The following is a 26,647-nucleotide window of genomic DNA, read 5'->3' as shown; positions in this document are numbered from 1 at the left end:
CACTATTTACCTTTTAACAGGGCTCCGATGGCCTTTTTCACATCTGCAAAACAGGGGCGCTGAGCCACATCTAACTGCATGCACTCGTCTTTAATCGCACTCAACTGTGTGTAGTACAGAGGGCCAATCGAGGCACTCACATAGGCAGATGCATCCACATAGGCCAATAGATCTTCAATCAAGCAACCAAGCGCCCGCACTTCAATAGCTTCTATCGCTAAGCGTTCTGCTGTCGATAGATTGCGTAAGTTTGATGCCGCACCAAAATCCCCAAACAATAAGATCATCTGTTGATTAACCATAATATTATGGGCGTAGACATCACCATGGCTTACTTGTTTAGCATGCATGTGCGCCATCGCATCGGCCAACTGGTGTGTGATTTTGGCGACTTCATCAAGGCGAAATTCGCTACCGTCTTTAAAGGTATCGCGAGTACAGGTGACAAGACTTGGTGGTAGCCCTAAGTTACTAAACCCTGGCGGAATAAGTTCCATCACTAAACCCAATTGATCTTGCTGGCTAATGTGCGCCACGACCTTAATAAGGTTGGGATGATCACCCGTTGTGAGACAGCAATCTAACTCGTCAGCGGGATAACCATCGCTCGTCACTTCACCCTTAAAGAGTTTTACCGCAATCTGCGCCGACCCCGTCGCGGCTATCATGGCTTGATTCAACCAATCGCCTCGATAAATGACCCCAGAAGCCCCTTCGCCAAGCTTCTCAGCCAACTTGATATCACCCAGAGTCACATTCGCCACTGTGGCCACATCGGCATGGGGATCGACTAAGGTATGGCTGAATGGATTTCCCGCAAAGGCGAGCCAAGTCAGTTTAGGCAAACTGAGTAACCAAGCTGGCAGTGCGTGGAGTTGATTGGCCGATAAACGCACTAACTCTAAGTTGCGGCAATTGGCCATCGACTCGGGCAAGGTTGTTAAACGGTTACCCGCTAAAGCTAATTTTTGCAGACGATGTAAATCGCCCATGGCCGCAGGCAATGTCTCAATGAGGTTATCGGTTAGGATGAGCCAGCGGGTTTGCAGCGGTAATGCCGCAGCAGTCACTGTTTTGATTTGATTGGCCTTAAAGCCAATCATCTCTAAATTTGTGCAGCGCCCTAATGCCTCAGGCAAATGTTCAAAGCGATTATTCGAGGCGAAAATTATCTTTAAATGCGATAAGCGGTGTAAATCCTCGGGCAAAGTGCTCAGTTGATTATTCGATAAATCGAGGATTTCGAGGGTATCGGCTAAATCAAAAATCTCCCGCGGGAACTCGGTTAAATCCTCAACCAATTGTAAACGTGTGATCCCTTGTAACTGCCCTGCCCTTAACTGCGCTAACGTCTGCACTTTGCTACCCAAATTAATGAAAAATCGCGGCTATGGTAGCGTATAAATCGATAAAGCTAAACGCAGGATCTGCAATCAAAGGGCGGCACAATCGGCCTTAAGACAACTTTGATACGATAGGTAAAACTTGGGGGAGCTATCCAGAAACTCGAAAACAGATTAGCATGTGCACCAATATGGAATGCCCAGTCAACTCATCACAGGACAATCATGCGGACACATTTTCGCCAAACGCACTCTTTTACAGTGCTTATGCTTGCTATGCTAATGGCCCTACTGAGCGGTTGCGCTACAACATCAGCAAGCCCATCAACCACTGAATTCAATGCCGCAGCAAGTGATGTCAGTAACGATAACGACCACTCGCCACAACAACATCAAACGCCACACGCAGTGGTTGAGCAGTACAGCGATGTATGGGAAAAGATCCAACACGCCAATACCATTGATGTCCATGATGATGCCGAAGTACGTAAACAGCGTAACTTTTTCGATGATAAACAGAAATTTATGAACCAAGTCGGCGATCGCGCCGAGCCATTTTTATATTACATCGTCAGCCAGCTCGAAGCGCGTAACATGCCATTAGAATTGGCGTTATTGCCCATAGTCGAAAGTGGCTATAACCCTTTAGCACAAGCTAACGGCCCCGCAGGACTGTGGCAAATGATCCCTGCTACTGGACGTAATTTTGGCTTAACGGTGAACTCAGCCTACGATGGCCGTAAAGATGCGCTGGCCTCAACCGATGCAGTGCTCGACTATCTACAGCACCTATACGACACCTTAGACAAAGACTGGATCAACGCCGTCGCCGCCTACAATACCGGTGAGCTAGTGATCAAAGCCGCCATTGATAAAAACAAAGCCAAGGGCAAACCTACGGACTTTTGGTCACTGGGTATCCCCGCTAAGCGAGTACAAACAGTTCCTAAGTGGCTGGCATTTATTCAGATTATTCGAAATCCCAACCACTACGGTTTAAAAGTCCCCCCTATTGCTAACCGCCCTTTCTTGGAAAGAGTGCCAGCACCTAATGGCGTAGATATCGGCCAGATTGCTAATGCAGCAGGGCTCAGCAAAGCAGAATTTAAAACCTATAACCCAGGCTTTCGCCAAGGTGTAATCCCCAGCAAAGGTAAATATCAAATCGCCTTACCACTGGAAAACATAGGTCATTATCAGGAAAATCAAGACAAGCTCTACGCTCAAAAACGCTATGACAGCCAAAGCTATATCGTCAAATCTGGCGACAGCCTAGGCACAATCGCAGCCAAGTTTGATATGTCAGTGAAAGCATTAAAACAGGCCAACAATCTGACATCTGACCGCCTAAAAATCGGCCAAGAGCTCACACTGTTAACGCCAATGGCGGGCAATGATAATGAGCCTGAACCCACTAAAACCAAGGCGAAGACAGATAAAAAAGTGAGCAATAAGTCGTCGACCAAAGCTAAAGCAACTACCTCAACATCGGCCGATAAATCTGCAATAAAAGCGACCACTTACAAGGTGAAATCAGGTGATTCGCTGGATAAAATCGCCCGTAAGAATAAGGTTAAGCTGGCTGACTTAATGAAGTGGAACCAGCTCAATGGCAAAAGCATTATTAAGCCAGGCCAAGAACTGAAAATTTCCGAATAACGATTGTAGTTTGAACGGCAAAAAGCCCAACAAAGCGCGGTTCCCAAGCGCTGTGTTGGGCTTGTTTCTATCCCAGTATCAGAGTTAACCGCCACAGCTCAGCGTTACTACTCAGTTGACCTAACCAATACTCCCGGACAATCATTCCAAAACAAACCACTCCAATTGCAGCGCCATTATTTTGTGTCTTTCTTCGCTAAACCAAGGGGATACAATTGCTGCTTAAACATGCCAACAGGCATGTAATCGCCCACGACACCATATTGCTCTGGCCACTCTTTCTGACCTCGAACTGCAGTCCCAAATAGGTAATCTAAAAAAGAAAAATGAGCAGCATAGTTACGGTCGATTGCCGCCTTATCGGAAGCATGGTGCCAATGGTGGAATTGCGGACTGACAATTAAGTAACGTAGCCAGCCAAAGTTAACCTGCACATTGGCATGGTTAAATACCGCCTGCACGCCAACGATAATCACATAAATACTGATGATGTCTTTGGAGAATCCCAAGATAAAAATCGGCGTGAGCACTAAACAACGGGTAGCAATCAACTCAAACATATGTTGCCTTGAACCAGCCAACCAATCTAAATGTTTCGCGCTATGGTGCACCGAATGGAAGCGCCACAGGAAAGGAATTTCATGGTAGGCACGGTGCGCCGCATATTGCATTAAATCGGCGACCAATAAAATCAACAACAGTTGCAACACAAAGGGAAGACCCGCGATAAAGCTTTGCACTGTGCTGGAAATAGCCCAAGAAAAGGTCGACTGCACAAATTGGTTTGCCACCAATAATACAAATCCAATCGCTAAGTGATTCACCAAAAAATGGTTTAAATCCCCTTGCCACTCGGGTCTCAATATTGCTTGTTCTGGTTTATGGGGTAGCCATTTCTCGATAAAAATGAAAATTAAGGTTGAGCCTAATAAGTCTAAAATAAACCAATCTAAACCCAGTGAGACCTTATGATTAGCAAAAGGCTCGACCTCAACTTGATGACCACCAAAGGCAATCGCTAAACTCACAAATACCCAAGCCACAAAGCCGAAACGCTTATTTTTATTTCGAATATAATTCAATAAACCTAAACTGCCCGATACCACTAAGGCGACAAATATTAAGCTGCGAATAACATCGACATTATAGCTTTGGCGTAATTCGGGAGTGGTGAGATATTCGGGAAAATGAAACGCCAATACACCTAGAAACGATAATATCGCTAACATACACGCTATAGTGCCGCTAATACTGCCCTCACCAATTTGGAAATGGCCGTCTTTAAATCCTTTACTCATCACAGTGAACTCCTTTTCCTATATTGCTCGCGTTATTCATACCACAGCTTATTCACACCACAGCAATGCTCGGCTTAATTTTTTGCCGTTCAGCCTACATTAACCCCGCAGCCACAATCAATAAAAAGTGAATGCTAAGACAATAATGCTCAATCTACTAAGCCCACTAAAACGAGCACACAAAAAACAGCCAAAAAAAGCGCTACCTAAGTAGCGCTGTTTTATTAGAGCCGTTCACTCACGTTAGCGGTTAGATCTTAATCAAGTTATAACCAAAGCTAGTAGAAGGATCTTTATTCAGCACCATAGTCACATTGTCTTCATTGCTGAAATCCATTAAATCGGATGCATAGACAACGGTTTTAGTACCGTTTTCCACAGCGATAACCTTAATAGAATATTCGCCAGCTGGCACAGTCACTGACTGAGGGCTCGCAGGATTGACTGCGGTGATCTTATTTACAGCCGTTTCAATCGTGTCATTTGCCTTTAAGAAATACACAGTTAGATTGCTTTTATCGGCAAAACTCACAATGTCGAACTTAAAGCTATAGGGACTTGGAGTCTGAGTTTGCTTCATCTCCATCGCCTTCACTTGGCTGCCCTGCTCGGTCGTTTGCTCATAGATGAAGATGGTTTTAATGTCATCTTGGTTCAGGGTGATCAACACGTTATCGAGCAATTTATTTTGCGTACCGTGGTCGAACACACTCACACCAAAATCATTAAACTCAGCACCTTGATAGCTAGTCACCCCAAAAGATGGCACTTCGCTAAACAGAGTATCTTGCTTACTGCTGGCCACTTTCACATCGATAATGTGCGAACCTAAACCGTTAAAGACGCGATAATCGACACTCGCTTCTAATGCTACATGATTGCGAACATTGGTAGTTGAATCGACACTGTCCAAGGTGATTTTTGAATCCGAAGCACCAAAACCTTCACGGATGATCAGCTTATAAGGCACCTTAGAACTGAATTTAATGTTCGCAGTTGTATAAGAAACATTGGTTGTTCCCGCTGGTGCGAGGTAAACCTTATATTCACCCGTATCCATCACTTGCGGCTGCGACACTTCACCGTAGGCCACACTGCCTAACATAACAGCATCGGCAAAGGTTTGGGTCGACTTAGAAACATAAGCGTCAAAGGCTTGGGCATGTACAGCAGTATTGGCAATCAAGAGCTGCATTTTACTGTTTTCAGCCACTTCGTTGAGCTTATCGAGTTCAGTGCGAGAATAGTTGATATTAAGTAATTTAGGTTCGGTAAAATCACCATGTAATACAAAGAAATGGTCCGTTGCAACTTTCAAATCGATATCTTCTTTATAAATAGAGATATCTTTATCAGAGGCATCCTTAGCCATCACTTCAATCGCAGTTACGCCAGCCGTCGACGTAAATCGCGGCATAGTGTCCCCATAGATCACACTTTCATAGGTTTTATCGGCAACTTTGAGTGCAGTAGCAGTGCTTCCAGCTGAAGCATTATAGAATTGCACATAGGTGGCATTTTGATCTGTGCCCTCTTCATTATTATCATCTGAGCCACATGCCGTTACCGCTAAACAGGCAACAGCCACCGCAGCGAATCCCTTTAGCTTACTTTTTATCATTGTTTCCCTCATTAGCAGACAAAAATTCAGTTCAATCTACGCAGTTATACAATGACAACAATGGCAATTTCCACTAAAAACAAAAACAAATATTTTACAAACTCAAACGCTTAACAAACATTTCAATAACACACCAAAAAGTGATACAAACCACACTTTTCAGGCCCTTAATTGATACAAATGCGGCTGCTGATACTTTTGCTCGCCTCTCAAAAATTCTGCTCCAGTGGAAAATGGCTGATCTATCGAACACCTCTCTTTTAGGCTTAAAGCGACTATGGATAAACTATCCTCAGACGGTACAAACCTTGTTCGACTAATGCGATTAGGTTACTCTCGCATCGCCAATTAAGCCTTTGGGATGGATAGGATTTGCAAGGGATTCTCAACTACTACAAACAATGTTTTCAACACGATAGTGCTGAAATCAATCTCTGGTCTAGCCACAAGCTTGCCGAGCAAGATCAGCTATTACTCCAACATGAAGACGAGTTAAGCAGTGGCTTCCTACCCCGCTTGCCAGTGCCATTTGCTCCCGCCAGTGCATTACTAGCACGTAGCGCTTTGTATTTACGTGAAAAGGTATTATTGCACTGCTGTCTGTTTTTCTGCGGCACAGTCGACCTTAATGGCGAAAAACGTAAAGTCGTGACGCCACTGCTGTACCGCGAATGCCAATTACAGGCTGACGGCGATAATCTCTACCTAGAGAGCAATAACACTCTAGCTGGCCAAGGGCCATTCACTATCAATGAAGCTCTATTAGAAAAATTAGTCGTTGAAGGACATAGCCTAAGCCAAGATTTACGCGATAATCCAACGGATGTCAGTGGCTGGATATCTTGGCTGCGGGCGGGCCAAGCCGATGTTGATACCAGTCATTTATTGCATTTTCCCAAGCTGATCGATGAGGCTGAATTCACTAGCGTATGCCGTAAACGTGGGCAGTTTCTTGTCAGTCGAAGCCAAATCATTTTGGCAGAACGTTCGATCGCAAGTCGCGGCATTTTGCACGAACTCGACAAACTAATGACAGCGCCAGAACCATCAGCACCGCTTAAAGCGCTATTCGCAGAAACACAACAAACAACATCAATCAGCGCCAGTGAAGACACACAAGAGGCTTACCTTCCAGGGTTATTAAGCCGCGCGCAAATTCAGGCCTTAAAGGTGGCGGCCAATCAAACTTTGGGGCAAATATCGGGCCCACCGGGAACGGGTAAAAGTTACACCATAGCCACTGTGGCAGCAGAGCAGGTATTAAGAGGTAAATCGGTACTTATCGTCGCCCACACCGATGTCGCTGTTGATGTGATTGCCGATAAGTTACAGCAACAATTCCAGCTAGGGAGCAGCCTTATCCGAGCAGGCTCGCCGCAGTTTATAAAAGTTCTGAAAAACCAGATTGATGAAATGCTCCATGGTCAGCACCCTGCATCTGATGAAGCCATCTCGGATAGATTGCTACTCAATGCAAAACAACAACTTAATACTGTGACTCGTCAGCAAACCAAAATGGAAGCGGGCTTTATACATCATTGCCGCCACGCCATACGTCGCGGCCAAAAACTGGCGACCTTACAACAAGGACAATCCCGTTGGCGCTTAGGATTTTACAACTGGGCTTACCGTGCAGGTATCAAAAGGTTTGCCCAGCAATGGAATGAACTCGATAAATTAACGGCCCTCATCGCGCAAAAAGAAGACTTAAGCCTCAAATACTTACAATTGGCAACTCACTATCGATTAAACCAATTACTCAAACATAAGCGCAGTACGCTGGTGAGTTTTGCCAGTGCGTTACGCGCCCGCCAGTCCGCTAAGCAACTCGACGGCTTCTACAAGACGGATTTTGATGCCTTAAAACAAACCTTTCCCATTTGGTTATCTAGCCTTGCCAGCTTACATAAAGTGCTGCCCATGGAGCAGCAAATGTTTGATTTAGTCATTATTGATGAAGCCACTCAAGCCAATATTGCCGCATGTTTACCGGCCTTGCAGCGAGCAAAAGCGGCACTGGTGGTGGGAGATAGCAAACAACTGCGCCATTTCTCTTTTTTATCCCGCGCAAAACAAACCCAAATCCAGACTCAACTCGGACTCGCCCCGGATTGCCGCGGCCTAATGAGCTACCGTGATGCCAGTATGCTCGACTTAGCGTCACAGTCCCTTGCGAGCCAATCCCAAGTGGTATTTTTAAATGAGCATTTTCGGAGTAAACCTGAGCTGATCCAATTTAGTAATCAGCAGTTTTATCAAGGCATGCTGAAGATTATGCAGCACAGACCTTGCACAAGTTCAGGGCACTTACACAGAGTCCACGTGACTGGCAGCCGTGATAGTAAGGGAATTAACGCCATAGAAGCGGAAGTATTAATTCAAAAACTGTCTCAACTGATTGATGAACAAGATAATGCATTAGTGCCCGCCAGCATTGGTGTACTCTCCTGTTTTCGCAATCAGACGGAGTATTTATCCCAGCAAATCCTCACGCGCTTTAGCGCACAACAACTCGAGCGTCACCAATTACGGATTGCCACACCCTTTGGATTTCAAGGTGAGGAACGCGATATTATGCTGCTGTCGTTTAGCATTACGGCCAACGACAGCCGCGCCGCCGTGTATTTAAATCGCGAAGATATGTTCAATGTCGCCATCACCCGCGCTAAACAAATGCAGTGGCTATTTTTATCGGTACAAGCGCATGAACTCCCCAACAATAATTTACTGGCAACTTACTTAGCATCGGCGGGTCAATTTCAAGCGGCACACAATTATGTCGATGCCCTCGATAGCTTCGGCCAGTCAGTGACACAGGCGATTGAAGCAAAAGGCATAACAGTCTGGCGCGCCTATCATATGGCAGGGCTAGAACTGGATATTTTATGTCGCTATGGTAACCAATATTTAGCAATAGATTTAATCGGTTACCCAGGACCTTGGGCGGACTTTTTCGATATTGAACTGTATAAACTCTTACAGCGCGCGGGGATTAAACTTATCCCCGTCAGCTACGGGCTATGGTGCCAACAACGAGAACTTTGTATCCAACATATTTGTCAGCAATTGGGTATTACCCAAACAAGTTAATGCAGTAAATAACAGCCTTAATCATGCTGTTGATAAATCGCTTTTATCTTGCTTCGCAACCAAGTGATTTTGGGGTTGTGGCTGTTTCTCTTATGCCAAATCAAGGTAAAAGGGATCGCGAGTTTATCAAGATATTCGCCACTTATCGGAATAGGGCGACTGACTAAGTCAGGGTGTAATTGGCGAGCATATTGTTCGCAATATTGTGGCGCAATTGCCATCATGTTGTGGTGAGGCTCTGCCGCGACAAACAGTGACTGCTCAAAACTGGCCAAGGTCAGCACAATATTACGGCTTAACCCAAGCTCAATAAGCACATCATCTAAGGCCCAAGTTTCGCTCTTTTCCCACAAGATATTGATATGCGAATATTTAAGAAAGGTGTCTATATTCCACTCTTCCTGCAAGGCGGGATGATCGCGGCGCAAATACACCTGAGGAAGATCGGTAAATAAAACCTCAAAATCGATAAAATAGGGTAATAAATCAAGGGATTCCTTGGAACGTGGATGACTTTCTCGGCCGGTAAAACCCATATCAGCTTCACCACGCACAATCGCTTCGAGTGAATCGTAATCCCAATTTCGTACCTTCACCTTTGCATCAGGGTATTGAGTATAAATGGCCTGAGTCAGCTCATTAAGCATGATAAGCAACAAAGGCGACTCAAGCATCAACTCGAAGGTGAGCCCTTTGGTCATCTCGTCACCGCGCTTAGCCATCAGTTGCTTACCCATTTGCAACCATTCCGATAACTCCTGCTCCATACCGTGAGCCAATGGCGTTAACTGAAATCCCTGCGGCGTTTTGACAAATAAGGGATCGTCAAACCAATCCCGTAATTTGGCCAGCGACTTACTCACAGTGGATGGCGTGACATTGAGCTTTTTGGCAGTCTTAGAGACACTCCGCTCCTGTAATAAAAGCTGCAAAATAAACAATAAGTTAAGATCAAGCCGACTCAGGGATTTGGTCATTAAGTACAATTTCCGGCAATTTAGGAACCGCTAAGATCAGTGTAATGCTCACCAGCGCACCGACAGCGAGGATCACTAATAATATATTAATCGCACTCACTTCGAGCAGACCCATCACCCAAATATATAAAGCTGAAGTACACACTTGGGCAATTCCCAGTAATGAGCTGGCAACTCCAGCACGAGTAACAAATGGACTCAGCGCCTGACTCATGGTGACCCCAAATCCAATCGAAAAGCCGGAACAAACAAAAGCAAAACCTAACAGGTTGAATGACTGACTAACCCCGCCCAATTGAGTCAAGATAAACACCAATGCCGCTGCGGCAAATGATGTCTGAGAGAACAAGATTAACGATTTTTCTTTAAACAGGTTAAGCAAAAAGGGCGTCGAAAATGAGGCTAACATACTCACCAATGCCATCATTGCCATGGTATTGGAATATTGCCCACGGTCAAACCCCATCTGCCCCATGATCAACATGGGAGAGACATTTACATAGCTTAAAATCGTGGTCACGCCTAAAGTCGTTATCACCACGCGACTGAGAAAAAACCGCTGTTTAAAGGATTCTTTATATCCACCCGACTCAACTGTGGTGTGAAATTGCGGTTTAGGATAGGTTTCGTGCAATACAAAAATACACAGGGTTAATACCATTAATCCCATCCCCGCCATAGTGTTAAATAGGCTAGGCCATGGAAATTTAAGCATAATTAAATGGCCTATCACAGGCGCGATCACAGGGATAATGCAAGTCACGCCATTGACCATAGAGAGCACTTTTGCTCGGCGCTTATCGTCTAATACATCACGCAAAATCGCAAAAGCCACAACATAGCAAGAACCCGCACCAATGCCTTGTGCAAAGCGTGCCATTAAAAAGAGATCACTGGTTTGCGCACTACCGGCAAAGTAAGAGGCAATAGCAAACAAAAATGCGCCAAACAAGGTAATGGGTTTACGCCCAATCCTATCGGCTAAGCTCCCCGCAAACAGCATAGTGGTTGCCATTCCCGCAAGATACACAGAAAAAGCAATATGCAGCTGCACCTCACTCGCCCCTAAATCCTGCGCAATTTGCGGCAAACCGACCAAGTACATATCTATCCCTGTCGGGTACAAAAGCACTAGACAAAAACTGCACAATAGATATCGAAACATATACCTCACCCCATTAGCCATCTCACACATAAGTTGCGCCTAGCCTAGTTTCACTCGCGCAGATCTGTGAGTGGCATTTTCGACAACAGGTATTTCCATTGACGACTTATGGGAGGACATAACACCACGAACGTGAAATAAAAGTTGGTAAAAGAAGATAGAGGAGGACAGGGGTAGAAAAATATCCCCAGCGGTTTGCGACCACAGGGGATATGTCGGTGAATGATCAGTCTACTATTCTATGAGACCAACACTCATTGCTGAGGTTCTGGCGGTGCAGGCAGAACTTGGATCATTAAACTGCTATCGTCTTGCAGATATTGCTGCGCCAATTTATTAAGTTCTGCAACTGTCATCTGCTGCGCTAACGCTTGCCTTTGTTTAAAGGCAGCAAAACGACCGGGATGACTCTGGGCGGTTGAGGTGAGATCTAACCAAAAACCATTGGTTTGCGGCGCCGCTTGCATCCACTCAAGCACTGGTTGGCGGGCTCGATTAAGTAAGTCCTCACTGATCCCCGAAGGCGCTTTAACTTGCTTAACTGCGGCGGTGAAATACTCGGCAACCGTTGGCAACATGGCTTGAGTCGTCACGCTAAACAAACCTAAGTAACCATAACCGCTGGCATTGAAATCGTTGTAAGAAAAGGCCGATGGCGAATAACTCGCACCCGCTTTCTCCCTCACGTTTTCCGTTAATAGAATGCTTAGCACTTGCTCCAGCAGACCCAATCCCGCGTGTTGACTCAAGTGAGTCATGTCCGTTGTAGGCCACACCATGGCAAGTGCCGCCATATCCAGTTGACCATAATGCGTTAATGTTTTCTGAACAGGCACTTTCGGAAACACAGGTACTATCGACTGAGCATTAGCAATAGGGCTACGCTTAATGGCGCCAAGCGTTTCAGCCACAGCAGCAATGGCACTCGCTTCGTCAAAATCGCCCACAATAGCGAGTTCAATCGCCCCTTGCTCGACGGCCGAATGGAAACTCGGCGCTAATTCTCCAAAGTGACGTTTGAGAATTTCTTCAGGCTCACCATAACCATAGCGTTTATCACCATTATGGGAGATACGGGCAAACTGATTAGAAAACTCAGATTGTGGGTTGCTATGAATACTTTGTTGCTCGGCAATCACTTGTTCACGAAACAATTGCTCAGCCTGCTTATCCATACCAGGCTCAATTAAATAAGCCGTCATTAAGCCAAGCTGCGTGCGAAGCTCTGCGGCATTAGTGCTAATCTCGCCGCCAAAACTTTGCTCACGCAGGCCTAAGTTGATGGAAATATCTTGCCCAGCAAAAATATCCTGCAGACTGTCATAATCATGGGCCTTGAGCCCACCCTGCACAAACGCACTGTTAAACAGATAAGACAAACCATCCAACTCAGGGAATGGCACTTCACCAAAGCCAATGTTTAGGCTGACCAATGTGGTGCCTTTGTTAAAGTTGGTAGGCTTAAGATTAAGCCGCACGCCATTGGCAAATTGCAGTTGGCGAATCCCCGTTTCCTTATCGCGACTGTCGGCCACTAACTTGCCTTGCTCACCAAACTGAGTATAAGCAAACTCATCAATCGCCTTGATTGCTGGTGCGCTCACCGCTTGTTTACGGCTTTTCTCGTAGCTGGCGATAAGCTGTTTTTCAGCATTTTCAATGGGCTTATTGCTCGTCAGATACAAATACGGCGTAGCGTTCCATGTTTGATTAAACACTTGGCTTAGCTTTTGCGGTGTCACTGTTGGCATTATTTTTTCAAAAAATGCGAGCTGCCAATCAGGTTCGACAGGGACGCGATTGCCCGCCACCGAATACACTAGACTCTCGGCAATATTCACACTGTGAATGGTACTGCTACCCGCGACACTTAGCTGATATCCCTTATGCATACGTTTGATTTGCTGGTCAATTTCCTGCTGGCTAAAACCAAACTCTTTTGCTTGACGCAGGGTTTTCTCCAAGAGTGCGATTCCCTCTTGCCAGTTATTTTCCTGCGTACCTAGGCTCATTTGTGTGCCATAGGCAATATCAAACTGCGGCCCAACCTGCAGGTTTACACCATATAAACCTTGGCTATGCAGTAATTGCGACTCCATACGGCGATACAAGATGCCGTGGGCAAGCTCGAGCAACATTTCCTGCTCCCGCACAGCAGGGCTATCGGTAATCGCTGAGATGGGTTTTAGCATGCCAAGGGAAACTGACGTTGACAGACTTTGATCAAAAAATGCCGCCGCATCGACACTTTGGCGCTCTGCGACAGTACCAATAGCTTGTTCCTTGGTTTTAGCGGCCAAAGGCTCGGCTTTCCAACTGGCAAACTGTTGTTTTATCTTTTGTTCTACCGCGGCGACCTCGATATCACCCACCACAATTAAAGTAGTACGTGAGGGCATATAAAAACGCTGATATAAAGACAGCAACGCCTCGCGATTGGCATTACTGATACTGTTCGCCTCACCCACGGGGAAGCGCTTTGACAGCAATGTGTTTGGCATTAAAAACTGTAATTGGTTACGGTAATTCTCAAGATCCGCACCGCTACGTTCACGCAGCTCAGACAACACTACCGCTTTTTCACGTTCAATTAGCGCTGGATCGAGTAATAGATTACTGCCAATTTCTCTCATTAAAAACAAAGCAGTATCGATTTTATCTTGGCTATTACTTGGCAGGTTAAATTGATAGACCGTCTGCTGAAACTCAGTCACAGCATTGGTATCGGCGCCAAAACTCAGGCCAAGGCGCTGCAATGTCGGCATCATCTCCCCCGCCGCCAATCCGGTCGAGCCATTAAAGGCCATATGCTCAAGAAAGTGCACTAATCCTTGCTCGGTATCAGACTCGACCAAAGAGCCTACATCCACCCGCATCCGCACTATGACCGCCTGCTCCGGCGTCTTATTGCTCACCAATAAATAACGCATACCATTGGCAAGTTCACCGGTATGGATCCGCTCACTCATAGGCAAGCCTGTCGTTCCCATCCACAGCGGATCTTCACTCGCCTGCAGTGGCAACGCCATACTCAAAAGCGCCAGCAGTAACCACTGACGCACAAAACTAATTACCTTGAAATTGTTCATTAAAATTCGCACTTTGCCCCCAAAATCAAACAAGAAACCTAGGAAGCGCTCACCTATGTTTCAGATAAAATAAGCTTTCACTATAGTACCTAAAGCACTTTAAGTCACAAAATCAATACCTTATGCCGTACTAAAAATAGTTTATCGCCTTGATATATAGTCAGAATATGCCGAAAAATAATGAGCGAGGAAGGAAGCTGAAACAGCTGTGGATTTAATGGTTACTGTGGAATGGTATGCATATATTTGCGAGATATTGAGTGCTTAATTGGCGAAGCCTTTTCGCCAATCTAGTAATAGAGCAATATCTTGATTGAAAATCTGAGTTGAACCCTCACAATTTTGGCTTTAAAAATCACACCAAAGTTTAGATATTTCGGCTCATGGCCTCGTGAAAAAACCACTTCACAGGTAAGCCATTAATGCAAAAGCCCTACGAATATTCGCAGGGCTTTTGTTTTATCACGCAGTTGAATCTTAAAACTGTTGAAACCAACGTTGGATCTGTTGTGGATCTTTGCTTTGCGTTAAGGACAGCATCAGTAAAATGCGGGCTTTTTGCGGGTTAAGATTACCTGCTGCGATAAAGCCATATTTAGCATCGTCTATCTCGGCATCAAGCGTGGTTGCGCCTGTGGGCACTCGGCTAGAGCGAACGACTAAGGTGCCTTTTTGACTCGCTTTAGCTAAAACATCGAATATAGAGTGGTAGATATTACCGTTACCCACACCGGCACTGACTATGCCATCAAAACCCGCTTCAACCATGGCTTTGACAGGTAAATCGCTGGCATTAGCATAGTTGTAGACAATCCCTACCTGTGGCAACTTGTCGAGTTTGCTGACATCAAAAGGCGTTTGCGTAGTATGTTGACGCTCAGTATTACCCATGTACTCAATCTTGCTGTTATGGATAACGCCAAGCGGGCCAAAGTTAGGCGCGGCAAAAGTGTGTACACCTGTAGTGTTAGTCTTAGTCACATCGCGGGCATTCAATACGGTATCGTTCATCACCACTAACACGCCTCGACCTTTAGATTCGAGGTTAGCGGCGGTCGCGACTGCGTTATACAGATTCATCGGGCCATCGGCACTCATGGCGGTTGATGGACGCATTGCCCCAACCAGTACTACAGGCTTATCGCTCTTGATGGTGAGATTTAAAAAATACGCTGTTTCCTCTAAGGTATCAGTACCATGGGTGATGACAATACCGTCGACATCTTTATCAGCCAATAACAGATTGATGCGCTTGGCTAAGGCTAGCCAAACTTTATCGTTCATATCCTGCGAACCGATTTTAACCAGTTGCTCACCTTGAATATCGGCAAGTTGTTTCATTTCAGGCACGGCCGCAATTAAGCTACTAATGCCCACTTCACCAGCCTGATAGTTAGACTCAGTAGCCGATTGTCCGACTCCCGCAATAGTGCCACCCGTGGCAATAATACGTACCTGTGGAAGCGCCTGCGCCGCGGAGGAGAGAAATAACCCTAAAGTGACCGAGAGCAAAAGCTTACGCATTGGAAAATTCATGCTTACATCCTTTGATTAATAATAAACGCCCACAGTGTGCACTATTGTCTAAGCCTCACTGTGATAGCTCTCACTAAAATGAAATAACAGATTTAGCGTTATCTAATTGATTATTTAAACTTTAAGGAAAACACCATGCATTTATTATTGAGTAGATTTAACTAATCAATGATTATTCGCTATTAACGCAGTGACAATTAAATATCGTATGGTTTATTTAAATTTAAAAACACTTGAATAAATATGTCGCCGATTGGTTAACGAATAACAAATCTATAGCTAATTTGCATCAAAAAGTAATGGCTCACACTAGTGATCCGAGTTGAGAGACTTATCTAAGAAACAAAAGAAATACACTATTTCAAACAGTTAAGTGATCACCATCCTAATCCTGTTATTGCCAAAGCGTTAAGATCTACTTCGATAGTCAAGGAGACGATTCTCCTTCATGTTTTCGATGAGTTATTCTTGATGTGTTACGTATACTTATTGTACATATCCACAACTCAATACTCGGAGATATATCTTACTATTAATTGGATTTAATAGGATCGAAATGAAAGATACTAATAGCGTACGGATCGAAGAAGATTTATTGGGCACAAAAGAAGTTTCCAATGAATTTTATTATGGCATACATACATTGCGTGCCATCGAAAACTTTAAGCTGAGTAATCAAAAAATTTCCGATGTACCTGAATTAGTCCGTGGCATGATGCTAACAAAAAAAGCCGCTGCCATGGCTAACAGTGAATTAGGCGCTGTAAGTCCTGAAATCGCTGACAAAATTATTGAAGCGTGCGATCTGATACTCACAACGGGTCGATTTGTTGATCAATTTCCGGTCGATGTTTATCAAGGAGGAGCAGGTACTTCGGTCAACATGAATACCAATGAGGTATTAGCCAACGTTGCACTGGAAATCATGGGGCTTGAAAAAGGCCGTTACGATGTCATCAATCCTAATGACCATGTCAATAAATGCCAATCGACTAACGATGCCTATCCAACAGGTTTCCGTATTGCGGTCATCAACAGTACCGATATTCTGTTAGATGCATTAACCGACCTTATCAGCGCTTTCGACACTAAAGCCACAGAGTTTAAAACCGTCTTAAAAATGGGCCGCACTCAATTGCAAGATGCCGTGCCTATGACCTTAGGCCAAGAGTTTCATGCCTTTGCTGTTACATTGCGAGAAGAAATTAAGTCCATCAAGCGTTGCCAAGAGCTGTTGTTAGAAGTGAACTTAGGCGCAACCGCCATTGGTACAGGGCTCAATACGCCTGTCGGTTATTCTGCATTAGCCATTAAGTATCTGGCAGACATTACTGGCCGCGCCTATGTGCCAGCGGAAGATTTAATCGAAGCGACATCCGATTGTGGTGCCTACGTTATGCTGCACAGTGCAATTAAGCGTATGGCGATTAAAATGTCCAAGATTTGTAACGACCTACGCTTACTTTCATCGGGTCCACGTACAGGTCTGAAGGAGATTAATCTTCCTGAGCTGCAAGCGGGTTCCTCCATCATGCCAGCCAAGGTTAACCCTGTGATCCCTGAGGTCGTCAATCAGGTTGCCTTTAAGATTGTCGGCAATGATATCACTATCACTATGGCCGCCGAAGCAGGCCAATTACAGCTTAACGTAATGGAACCTGTGATTGGACAGGCGATGTTTGAGTCGCTCAGTTTGATGGGCAATGCCTGTATCTCTCTACGTGAAAAATGCGTTGAAGGTATCACAGCAAATCCAGAGATCTGCATGGCCCATGTGATGAACTCTATCGGGATAGTGACCTACCTTAACCCAATCATCGGCCACCATGAAGGTGACATCATAGGCAAGATTTGCGCCCAAACGGGTAAAAATGTCCGTGAAGTGGTACTCGAACGCGGTTTGTTAACGGTTGAAGAACTCGATGACATTCTCTCGGTTGAAAACCTGATGAATCCTAAATATCAGGCTAAACGCAACACCAGCAAAGCCAAAGTGTAACTCAGTGGGGCTGGGGAGCCTTCCCCAGCCCACAACTCGATGATTCAAGAATAAGCCTGCGCAGAGTGAATATGCGCAGGCTATTGAAATTAAAAATAAAATAGAGTTAACACTATGATTATATTAGAGATAATTATCGTCCTCGGGGCTATTTACCTTGGTGCAAGGATGGGTAGCATGGGAGTCGGCTTCGCTGGCGGTGTCGGGGTACTGATACTGACCGCGGGGATGGGACTCAAACCGGGCAATATCCCGATTGACGTGATCCTCATCATTATGTCAGTTATCACCGCAATCGCGGCCATGCAAGTGTCTGGAGGGATGGATTATTTAGTCTCACTGGCAGAAAAATTATTACGTAAGCATCCAAAACAAATCACCTTTCTGGCCCCTGTCGTCACCTATTTCATGACACTTTTTGCGGGTACAGGCCACACAGCATTCTCCACCTTACCTGTTATTGCCGAAGTCGCAAAAGAGCAAGGCATTCGCCCCTCTCGTCCCTTATCTATTGCCGTTGTCGCATCTCAAGTCGCCATTACCGCCTCACCGATTTCAGCGGCTGTCGTGTTCTTCTCAGGCATCTTAGAGCCGTTTGGCGTAGATTATTTAGTACTGTTAGCCGTTTGTATTCCCTCAACTTTCCTCGCCTGCATGGTCGGCGCCGTTGTTGCCAACTTAATGGGTAAAGAACTGGCCGATGATCCTGTCTATCAAGAACGCTTAGCCAAAGGTTTAGTCAAAACACGCGGTACAACTCAAATCGAGATTAAAGCCGGCGCGAAACGATCTGTGATGATTTTCTTACTGGCGATTGCGGCTGTCATGGCCTATGCCACTGCGATATCTGACAAAGTCGGTTTGATTGTTGACCCTGTATTGCCACGCGACGCCGCCATTATGGTGCTGATGCTCACGGCAGCTGCCGCCATTACGATTTTCTGTAAGTTAGACGCGAGCGAAATATCCAATGCGGCCACCTTCAAGTCAGGCATGTCAGCCTGTGTCTGTGTATTAGGTGTGGCTTGGTTAGGCGATACCTTAGTGTCGAATCATATCGAGGAAATCAAAGATCTTGCCGGCACCTTACTGCAAAGTCAGCCTTGGTTATTATCGGTAACCTTATTCTTTGCCTCCATGCTGCTCTACTCCCAAGGCGCGACAACGAAGGCGCTGATGCCCGCAGCCTTAGCGATTGGCGTAAGTCCATTGACAGCCGTAGCCTCTTTCGCCGCCGTCAGCGCGCTGTTTGTATTACCGACTTACCCCACGCTACTGGCTGCGGTCGAGATGGATGATACCGGCTCGACTCGGATTGGTAAGGCGGTATTTAACCATCCGTTCCTGGTCCCTGGCGTTGTGACGATTGCCACCAGTGTGGCATTGGCCTTCCTGTTTGGCGGCATGATGCTGTAGCTCAATTTTACCCTAAGTGCTCTCAGGGCTAATGCCTACAAATGGATTAACCCTCTTCTTTTAATCTGTATCTATAGACTTTGTTTTGGCGTGATGCAGGTACATTCACGCCATAGCAAATCGAGTAAGAGGTGAATTAATGTCAGCAAAAACGCGTGTTCCTACCGCCATTAACGGCGGACCATTTGGCCAAGCTTGGTCGGCTAAAGCAGACTGCTTACAAAGTGTGACAGGACTTATATTAGGTATTTTCCTCTTATTTCATATGCATTTCGAGGCGAGCATTTTATTTGGTAAAGAAACCTTCTTTCACATGGTGCAATTCTTAGAAGGCAGTATGTTTAGCTCGACGGGTCATGGCTTCCCCATAGTGACCCAGATCATTTCAGTCATTATGCTCGTGATTGTTGCAATACATGCCGCCACCGCATTACGTCGTTTTCCAGTGCAATTAGGCCAATGGCGAGCGATGCGTGGCTTCATGTCGACTATCAAGCATAGAGATACCCAAGCATGGTTCTGGCAGATGATCACTGGTTTCTTACTGTTTTTCTTAGTGTCAGCCCATCTTGCCACTATGATTTTAAACCCTGATATTGGCCCTCACCTTTCGGCCGAACGGGTTTACCATGATAACGCTTGGCTCTTATACGTGGTGTTTTTACCTATCGTGTTATTCCACGGCATCGTTGGTTTATACCGAGTGATATTAAAGTGGGGTGTGAGTAGTAACCGTCCACTTATCCGCACTATAGCGCAAATATTGATCGTCTATTTATTGTGTTTAGGCACATTAAGCCTAGTGACCTATATCAATATTGGTATCGAATTAGTTTTGCCAGTACAACCGTTTATTCCTCAGTAATGGGCATGACGCTATCGGCGCACCTGGCCTGTATAGCAAGACAAACAACATACGGATCCTCCTCTGATACATAGTTGCAGCGCATCTATGCCCGAGGAGCGCAATGATAAATCCATGAAATGTTATCTAAATTATTAGATAAGGATCTGATTTGAAAATCATTTATACAGACTCATTAGTCATTGGCGCAGGATTGGCAGGCCTTAGAGTCGCGATTGCCACCAAAGAGCGAGGCCTAGATACCTTAGTGCTATCGTTAATTCCCGCAAAACGTTCACATTCGGCCGCCGCACAGGGCGGAATGCAAGCCAGCCTAGGCAATACCGTTAAAGGCATGGGCGATAACGAAGACATTCACTTTCAAGACACAGTCAAAGGTTCTGACTGGGGCTGCGATCAAGACGTCGCACGCATGTTTGCCCACGTTGCACCAAAAGCGATCCGCGAACTCACCAACTGGGGCGTACCTTGGTCGAGAATATCCGCCGGCCCACGTGAAGTCATCATGAACGCGCAAAGGGTAACGCTCAATGAGGCTGAAGAAGCTCACGGCCTGATCAATGCCCGCGATTTTGGTGGCACAAAAAAATGGCGTACTTGTTACACCGCAGACGGCACTGGCCACTCTTTACTGTACGCGGTCGATAACCAAGCTATCTCCATGGGCATTCCAGTACATGAACGGATTGAAGCCCTGTCGCTGATCCATGACGGTAAGCGTTGCCATGGAGTCATTGCCCGCTGTTTAGTCACAGGTGAATTGCGCGCTTATGTGGCCAAATCCACCACCATCGCCACTGGCGGTTATGGCAAGATTTATGAAATATCGACCAATGCCACCATCTGCGAAGGCATAGGCCAAGCGTTAGCACTCGATACTGGTGTCGCCACCTTAGGCAATATGGAAGCGGTGCAGTTTCACCCTACCGCCATAGTGCCCGCGGGGATCCTTACCACTGAAGGGTGTCGTGGTGATGGCGGTATCCTGCGCGATAAAGACGGCCACCGCTTTATGCCAGATTACGAACCAGAGAAAAAAGAACTCGCTTCGCGCGATGTGGTTTCCCGCCGCATGACAGAGCACATGCGCAAAGGCAATGGCGTCGAAAGCCCTTATGGCCCACATCTGTGGCTGGATATTACGCAGCTGGGCCGTGAGCATATCGAAACCAACCTGCGCGAAGTGAAAGAGATTTGTGATTACTTCCTCGGTATCGATCCTTGCAAAGATTGGATCCCCGTCAGGCCAACTCAGCATTACTCTATGGGCGGCGTGCGCACCAATGCCACTGGCGAGAGTCCACAACTCAAAGGACTGTTCAGTGTCGGAGAAGCGGCCTGTTGGGACATGCATGGTTTTAACCGTTTAGGCGGTAATTCGGTGGCAGAAACTGTGGTTGGCGGCATGATCATCGGTAAATATGTGGCTGATTTTTGTGAGAATAACAACTTAGAAATTGATACTGCGCTGACTCAAAAATTCATTGATAAATTGCAGCAAGAAATTGATGGACTGGTCGAAGGCAACGGTACAGAAAATCCCTTCCAAATAAAGAAAGAAATGCAACGCATCATGATGAACTACGTCGGGATCTTCCGTAATGGACCCGAATTAGATAAAGCCATCAAAGGCTTGAAAGACTTACTGCTGCGGGCAAAAAATCTTGGCCTTAAATGTAAAAAACGTCACGCTAATCCTGAGTTAGTCGAAGCGCTGCGCGTCACCCGTATGTTAAAAGTAGCCCTAACCGTCGCCTGTGGCGCAGAGGCTCGCACTGAAAGCCGCGGCGCCCATTCACGGGAAGATTACCCACAACGCAACGATAAAGATTGGCTCAACCGCACACTGGCAACTTGGCCTGATGCCGAATCACTGGAACCAGTACTGCGTTATGAAGCGCTAGATGTGATGAAAATGGAGCTACCACCGGGATACCGTGGCTACGGTAACGATAATACTATCGCCCATCCAGATACCGAAAAACGCGTACAAGAAATCAATCAAGTGCTCGCGAGCTTAGGTGATGATCCCGATAGAAACACACTGCAGCGAGCCCTGATGCCATACGAGCTGCCAAGCCACCTGCAGGCTCCTAATGAACGCCTCAGCGATACCTTAGCGATCACTCCAGCCCAACCGGTAGGAAACAAACCACTATGAGCCGTCAAATCAGCTTTAATATCTTTCGCTACGATCCGCAAGATGGCCAAGACAAGCCAAAGATGGAACGTTATCAGTTGACTGAAACACCGGGCATGACAGTGTTTATCGCCTTAAATCAACTACGTGAGCTACAAGACCCGTCACTGCAGTTTGACTTTGTCTGCCGCGCGGGCATCTGTGGCAGTTGCGCCATGGTGATCAATGGTTTCCCCACGCTTGCCTGTCGCACGTTAACGGCAAATTATCCCAATGGCGAAATCACCCTCATGCCGCTACCTGGCTTCGAGCTGATTGGCGACTTATCGGTGAACACGGGTAAATTTATGCGCGAATTAGCCGAACGCTTAAAACTGTGGCTGCATCCTAGACCCGATGATCAGGACATTCATCGCCTCGAAAATCCAATGGCACCTGAAGAAGCCGCGCGGATCTATGAGCTAGAACGCTGCGTCGAATGTGGCGTTTGCGTGTCGGCCTGCGCCACCAAACAAATGCGTGACACCTTTGTTGGTGCGGTTGGCATGATGAAAATCGCCCGCTTTGAAATGGATAGCAGAGACAGCCGCAGCGCGGATGATTTCTACCATGTGATTGGCAATCAAGATGGCGTATTTGGCTGTATGACGCTACTCGGCTGCCAAGATAACTGCCCCAAAGATTTGCCACACATGCAGCAAATCGCTTACCTGCGCCGCAAAATGGCCGCGACCATACTCTAATCCTCCCTCTAACATCCCGCTGTTTTGGCGGGATGGATAGGATTGCACCTTTCCAAAACCAGCTGACACGTTTTATCTGTCAGCTGCTGAGTTACGAAGCCTAATTTTCTTAGTTAGGCGCCTCCCCAGCACTATCACAAGTGCAGCTCCTTACTACTAGCGATACAGCTCAATCGGCAACAAAATCCATTAGCGTAACGCGAGTAGTTGTTATGTAAGGAAACATAAATGAAACCGTCTAAACTTACATCAGCCATACTTGTGCTGAGCTTTGCCACACCTATCTTTGCCGTTCAAGCCAATAATACAGCAGAAACCAATGACGAATTACGCACTGAGTTACAACAAATTCAGCAGAGACTCGCCATGCTCGAAGCTCAAGAAAATGAGCCATCAGTGCCATCGGATACCCAGTTTAATTTTTATGGTTCTTTACGCCCAACCTTCGGCCTGACCCACACTAACTCGGACGATGTGTGGGATGTAGGCGATGCAAACTCGCGGATTGGTTTTGCTGCAGAGCACCAACTCGGTAATGGCTTAGTCGGTTTTGCGAAAGGGGAATTTAAGGTCGATATCAAAGATGACGGTGACTTTGGCGATGCGCGCAAAGCCTATGTCGGATTAAAGGGATTTTTTGGTAGCGTTGCCATAGGTAAACAAGCCGTCACGCAGGAAATGATTTCCGATCCCGTTGATATATTTAACCGCTCAGGAACGCCTCTAGCTTATGACAGTGCGAGCCCATTCAGGCTCAATAATCTCGTGACCTATCGTAAAGAGTTTGGCGACCTGTTATTTTCGGCCGATGCGCAATTCGACGGCAATAAAGGCAGTGGCGGCAGTGACTTCGTTAACACGGGTATCCGTTATAAAACCGACTTCATCTACATTGCCGCGGCTTTTTATAATAAAGAGTTAGAGGACAACAAGGATGAAAATACATTCGGTGTAACCCTAGCGAAAAATTTCAATTCTTTGTTCCTCGCCGCAGCCTATCAAAACATTGAAAAAGACAGCGTCGATGGCACTACATTGGATGGTTCAACACTGGATGTAGTTGCAAGCTATCCCATCACTGACAGCTATAAAATCAAGCTAGGCGTGTCCAGATATGACGATGGCGACAATGACATCACCTCTGCGAAATACAATGCCTATAACACTACACTGGAATGGCATAAAACACCGAAATTCAGCACCTTCATCGAATATCAAAAAACAGATTTTGAATACCGCGAAACCAATGACCAGATCATGCTAGGCATGCGTTATAACTTCGATTATACGTTCTAAGTTTCTATCTCAAACGTATCGTTGTGTGAGCAAGCGAGGTGAAAGATTTAGCAACCTCGCCCACGGCCTCAAAGCACAAAACTTAAAAGCATAAAGACAAGAAACAACAAAGCCACGACTCGCGTGGCTTAAATGGATTCATTCTAATTTTGTCTTTACACTTTTAGAAAGTTCCGGGCTAGAACGGAATATCGTCATCCCAGCCATCATCCAAATCTGGAGTGAAGTTTTGCTGTGGTTGTGGCGCAGGGCGCTGTGCCGGTGCTGCAGGCGCTTGATAAGCTGGCGCTGGAGCGGCTTGCGGCTTAGGCGCATAACCACCTTGTTGTGGTTGTTGAGCCTGCGGCTGACCATAACCTTGCTGCTGGGCAGGTGCTGGCGGAGCATATTGTTGCTGAGCTGGCGCTTGGTAAGCAGGTGCAGCTTGAGGCGCTGGCGCATATTGATTTTGCGCAGGCGCGGCTTGTTGTGGTGCAGATTGATAACCTGCGTTTTGTGGCATGCCGCCGCCCATTGGCGCGCCTTGTGCTTGTCCACCTTGACCACGGCTACCTAACATTTGCATGCTACCGCTTTGGTCGATAACCACTTCAGTGCTGTAACGGTCTTGACCACTTTGGTCTTTCCACTTACGAGTTTGCAGTTTACCTTCAAGGTAAACCTGTGAACCTTTACGCAGGTATTCACCTGTAATTTCAGCTAATTTGCCGAACAGAACCACACGGTGCCATTCAGTACGCTCTTGCTGTTGACCCTGTTGGTCTTTCCACGATTCGCTAGTCGCTACTGTGATGTTTGCGACTGCATTACCGTTTGGCATATAACGCACTTCTGGATCTTGTCCCAAATTGCCAACCAAAATTACCTTGTTAACACCACGACTGGCCATTGAAATCTCCTGCGATTCTTTAAATAATCTATTAATTCAGTATGTTGTTTATCTTTATTGCCATAGAGGAAAATCAGCTTCCCCAAATACCACACGGCAGACCAGATATTATTGAGCAGAGCCTAACACAGCTCGTGCTTCTCTTAAATCGAAATGCTCATCTACCTTTAAGTAAGCCACTTTCTCGTCCAGCACGACTATGGCTTCAACAACGCCCATTAATTGGGATAACTGGGTTGCCATATCGCGCGCTTGCGCCTTGTCTTTCACTTCGGCTTCTAAGGTGTAACTCTTTAACAGCACAGGATTTTGCATGCCTAATGTCAGGAATAACCAAATAGACATTAAGATCACGGCAACAATAAATACCCCGACTGCGCCCACGAGCTGGAAAGCACCACCACCGAGCATACCACCACAAAAAGCCCCTAAAAATTGGCTAGTAGAATACACGCCCATGGCCGAACCTTTTTCGCCGACGGGGCAAAATTTGGCAATCAAACTTGGCAGTGAGGCTTCTAAATAGTTAAACCCTGTAAAGAAGAGCACCACGGCAAAACTCAATACCCAAAGATTGCTCGCAAATGCGGCCATCGACAGCAATGCCACTATCATGATCACGAGAGCAATTTGGAACATCGCCTTAGTATTTTTGCGTTTAACCCCTATGATGATTAACGGCACCATCAAAATAAATGCGCCCACAAAAGCGGGGAAATACAGCATCCAATGTTTTTCTTTCACTAGACCCGCATCCACCAGATCCAGCGGTAGTGCCACAAATACTGCGGTGAGCACTAAATGCAGGATAAAAATCCCAGCGTTAAGCCTAAATAATTGCGGCTCGAGGAACATACGTTTGAGCTTAGCGGGCGTTGCGAGAGTGTCTCCCTTCGGCGCCTGAGTGATGGGATTAGGCACTAAAAACTGGATCAACAGCATACCGACAATAGCAAATACCGCCGTTAACCAAAACAATCCAGTCAACCCAAGATGTTGCGCAACGATAGGTCCCATTAGCAAAGACAGGGCAAAAGATAACCCGATACACATACCAATAATCGCCATCACCTTAGTGCGCTGCTCGTCGCGGGTTAAATCCGCGGCAAGCGCCAGCACGGCAGCGGCAATCGCGCCCATACCCTGTACTGCTCGACCAAAGACAACGCCATAAATCGTATCTGCGTTAGCAGCGATAACACTGCCAATAGCAAACAACACTAAGCCACCAAGAATAATCGGCTTGCGACCATATTTGTCAGATAAAATCCCCATAGGGATTTGCAGCACGGCTTGAGTCAGGCCATAGGCGCCGATAGCAATACCCACCCACAGAGGCGAAAAGCCTTCGAGATGCTGACCATAAAGTGCAAAGACGGGCATGATCATAAACAAGCCCATCATGCGCAAACCAAATACACTGGCTAAAGAAAACGCGACTTTTTTCTCAGTACCCGAAAGTCCGTTGTTACCCATGATTTTGCCCTGGATTGAAGTCTTTTAAGGGGCGCATGTTACCAC

At 46.2% G+C, this 26,647-nt stretch carries 17 protein-coding genes; 8 read left to right on the top strand and 9 right to left on the bottom strand.

Annotated features, from left to right (window positions below; all coding sequences use genetic code 11):
* Positions 1-2 precede the first annotated feature (2 nt).
* Positions 3-1,358, bottom strand: a complete 1,356-nt coding sequence (locus KFE26_RS08080; protein ID WP_212600111.1) for a leucine-rich repeat-containing protein kinase family protein — start codon at positions 1,356-1,358, stop codon at positions 3-5.
* 210 nt (positions 1,359-1,568) lie between these two features.
* On the opposite strand from KFE26_RS08080, the gene KFE26_RS08075 reads away from it, so the two are divergent.
* A complete protein-coding gene (locus KFE26_RS08075) occupies positions 1,569-3,002 on the top strand; it encodes a LysM peptidoglycan-binding domain-containing protein (RefSeq protein WP_212600110.1) in 1,434 nt (477 codons plus the stop codon).
* A gap of 176 nt (positions 3,003-3,178) precedes the next feature.
* Here KFE26_RS08075 and KFE26_RS08070 read toward each other — a convergent pair whose 3' ends face one another.
* Both KFE26_RS08070 and KFE26_RS08065 read right to left on the bottom strand, forming a co-directional pair.
* Positions 3,179-4,300, bottom strand: a complete 1,122-nt coding sequence (locus KFE26_RS08070) for a sterol desaturase family protein (RefSeq protein WP_212600109.1) — start codon at positions 4,298-4,300, stop codon at positions 3,179-3,181.
* 250 nt (positions 4,301-4,550) lie between these two features.
* Complete coding sequence (locus KFE26_RS08065) at positions 4,551-5,921, bottom strand: DUF4397 domain-containing protein (RefSeq protein ID WP_212600108.1); 1,371 nt, start codon at positions 5,919-5,921, stop codon at positions 4,551-4,553.
* 372 nt (positions 5,922-6,293) lie between these two features.
* Here KFE26_RS08065 and KFE26_RS08060 point away from each other — a divergent pair, with 372 nt between their 5' ends.
* A complete protein-coding gene (locus tag KFE26_RS08060) occupies positions 6,294-9,011 on the top strand; it encodes a DEAD/DEAH box helicase (protein WP_212600107.1) in 2,718 nt (905 codons plus the stop codon).
* 17 nt (positions 9,012-9,028) lie between these two features.
* Here the strand turns inward: KFE26_RS08060 and yidZ are convergent, their stop codons facing one another.
* From yidZ to ansB, 4 genes are all read right to left on the bottom strand, one after another.
* Complete coding sequence (gene yidZ, locus KFE26_RS08055) at positions 9,029-9,988, bottom strand: HTH-type transcriptional regulator YidZ (RefSeq protein ID WP_168825585.1); 960 nt, start codon at positions 9,986-9,988, stop codon at positions 9,029-9,031.
* Positions 9,963-11,153 (bottom strand): MFS transporter, encoded by a 1,191-nt coding sequence (locus KFE26_RS08050; protein ID WP_212600106.1) that lies wholly within the window; start codon positions 11,151-11,153, stop codon positions 9,963-9,965. Before KFE26_RS08050 ends, yidZ begins: the two co-directional genes overlap by 26 nt.
* Positions 11,154-11,407: 254 nt before the next feature.
* Positions 11,408-14,242 (bottom strand): pitrilysin family protein, encoded by a 2,835-nt coding sequence (locus tag KFE26_RS08045; protein ID WP_249195620.1) that lies wholly within the window; start codon positions 14,240-14,242, stop codon positions 11,408-11,410.
* Between the two features lie 477 nt (positions 14,243-14,719).
* Positions 14,720-15,778 (bottom strand): L-asparaginase 2, encoded by a 1,059-nt coding sequence (gene ansB, locus KFE26_RS08040; protein ID WP_212600105.1) that lies wholly within the window; start codon positions 15,776-15,778, stop codon positions 14,720-14,722.
* Positions 15,779-16,334: 556 nt separating this feature from the next.
* Here ansB and aspA point away from each other — a divergent pair.
* The 6 genes from aspA (at position 16,335) to KFE26_RS08010 (ending at position 24,237) form a co-directional block, all read left to right on the top strand.
* Positions 16,335-17,777, top strand: a complete 1,443-nt coding sequence (gene aspA, locus KFE26_RS08035; protein WP_212600104.1) for an aspartate ammonia-lyase — start codon at positions 16,335-16,337, stop codon at positions 17,775-17,777.
* 114 nt (positions 17,778-17,891) lie between these two features.
* Positions 17,892-19,193 carry an anaerobic C4-dicarboxylate transporter gene (locus tag KFE26_RS08030; protein WP_113940028.1) on the top strand — a complete coding sequence of 434 codons (1,302 nt, stop codon included), beginning with the start codon at positions 17,892-17,894 and terminating at the stop codon, positions 19,191-19,193.
* 139 nt (positions 19,194-19,332) lie between these two features.
* Positions 19,333-20,058, top strand: coding sequence for a fumarate reductase cytochrome b subunit (locus tag KFE26_RS08025; RefSeq protein WP_212600103.1), 726 nt, complete (start codon positions 19,333-19,335; stop codon positions 20,056-20,058).
* Between the two features lie 151 nt (positions 20,059-20,209).
* Complete coding sequence (locus KFE26_RS08020; protein ID WP_212600102.1) at positions 20,210-22,219, top strand: fumarate reductase flavoprotein subunit; 2,010 nt, start codon at positions 20,210-20,212, stop codon at positions 22,217-22,219.
* The gene (locus KFE26_RS08015) at positions 22,216-22,941 is read left to right on the top strand and encodes a fumarate reductase iron-sulfur subunit (protein ID WP_105251338.1); all 726 of its coding nucleotides are present in this window, start codon (positions 22,216-22,218) and stop codon (positions 22,939-22,941) included. Before KFE26_RS08020 ends, KFE26_RS08015 begins: the two co-directional genes overlap by 4 nt.
* Positions 22,942-23,169: 228 nt before the next feature.
* Positions 23,170-24,237, top strand: a complete 1,068-nt coding sequence (locus KFE26_RS08010; protein WP_105251337.1) for a porin — start codon at positions 23,170-23,172, stop codon at positions 24,235-24,237.
* A gap of 178 nt (positions 24,238-24,415) precedes the next feature.
* On the opposite strand, the gene ssb is transcribed toward KFE26_RS08010, so the two are convergent.
* Positions 24,416-25,126, bottom strand: a complete 711-nt coding sequence (gene ssb / locus KFE26_RS08005; protein ID WP_011790777.1) for a single-stranded DNA-binding protein — start codon at positions 25,124-25,126, stop codon at positions 24,416-24,418.
* Between the two features lie 108 nt (positions 25,127-25,234).
* Positions 25,235-26,602 (bottom strand): MFS transporter, encoded by a 1,368-nt coding sequence (locus tag KFE26_RS08000; protein WP_212600101.1) that lies wholly within the window; start codon positions 26,600-26,602, stop codon positions 25,235-25,237.
* Between the last annotated feature and the right edge of the window lie 45 nt (positions 26,603-26,647).

The sequence above is a fragment of the Shewanella sp. M16 genome (genome assembly GCF_018224605.1).
In the GTDB taxonomy this organism is placed as follows: domain Bacteria; phylum Pseudomonadota; class Gammaproteobacteria; order Enterobacterales; family Shewanellaceae; genus Shewanella; species Shewanella oncorhynchi.
This window is presented reverse-complemented; position numbering and strand designations above follow the sequence as displayed.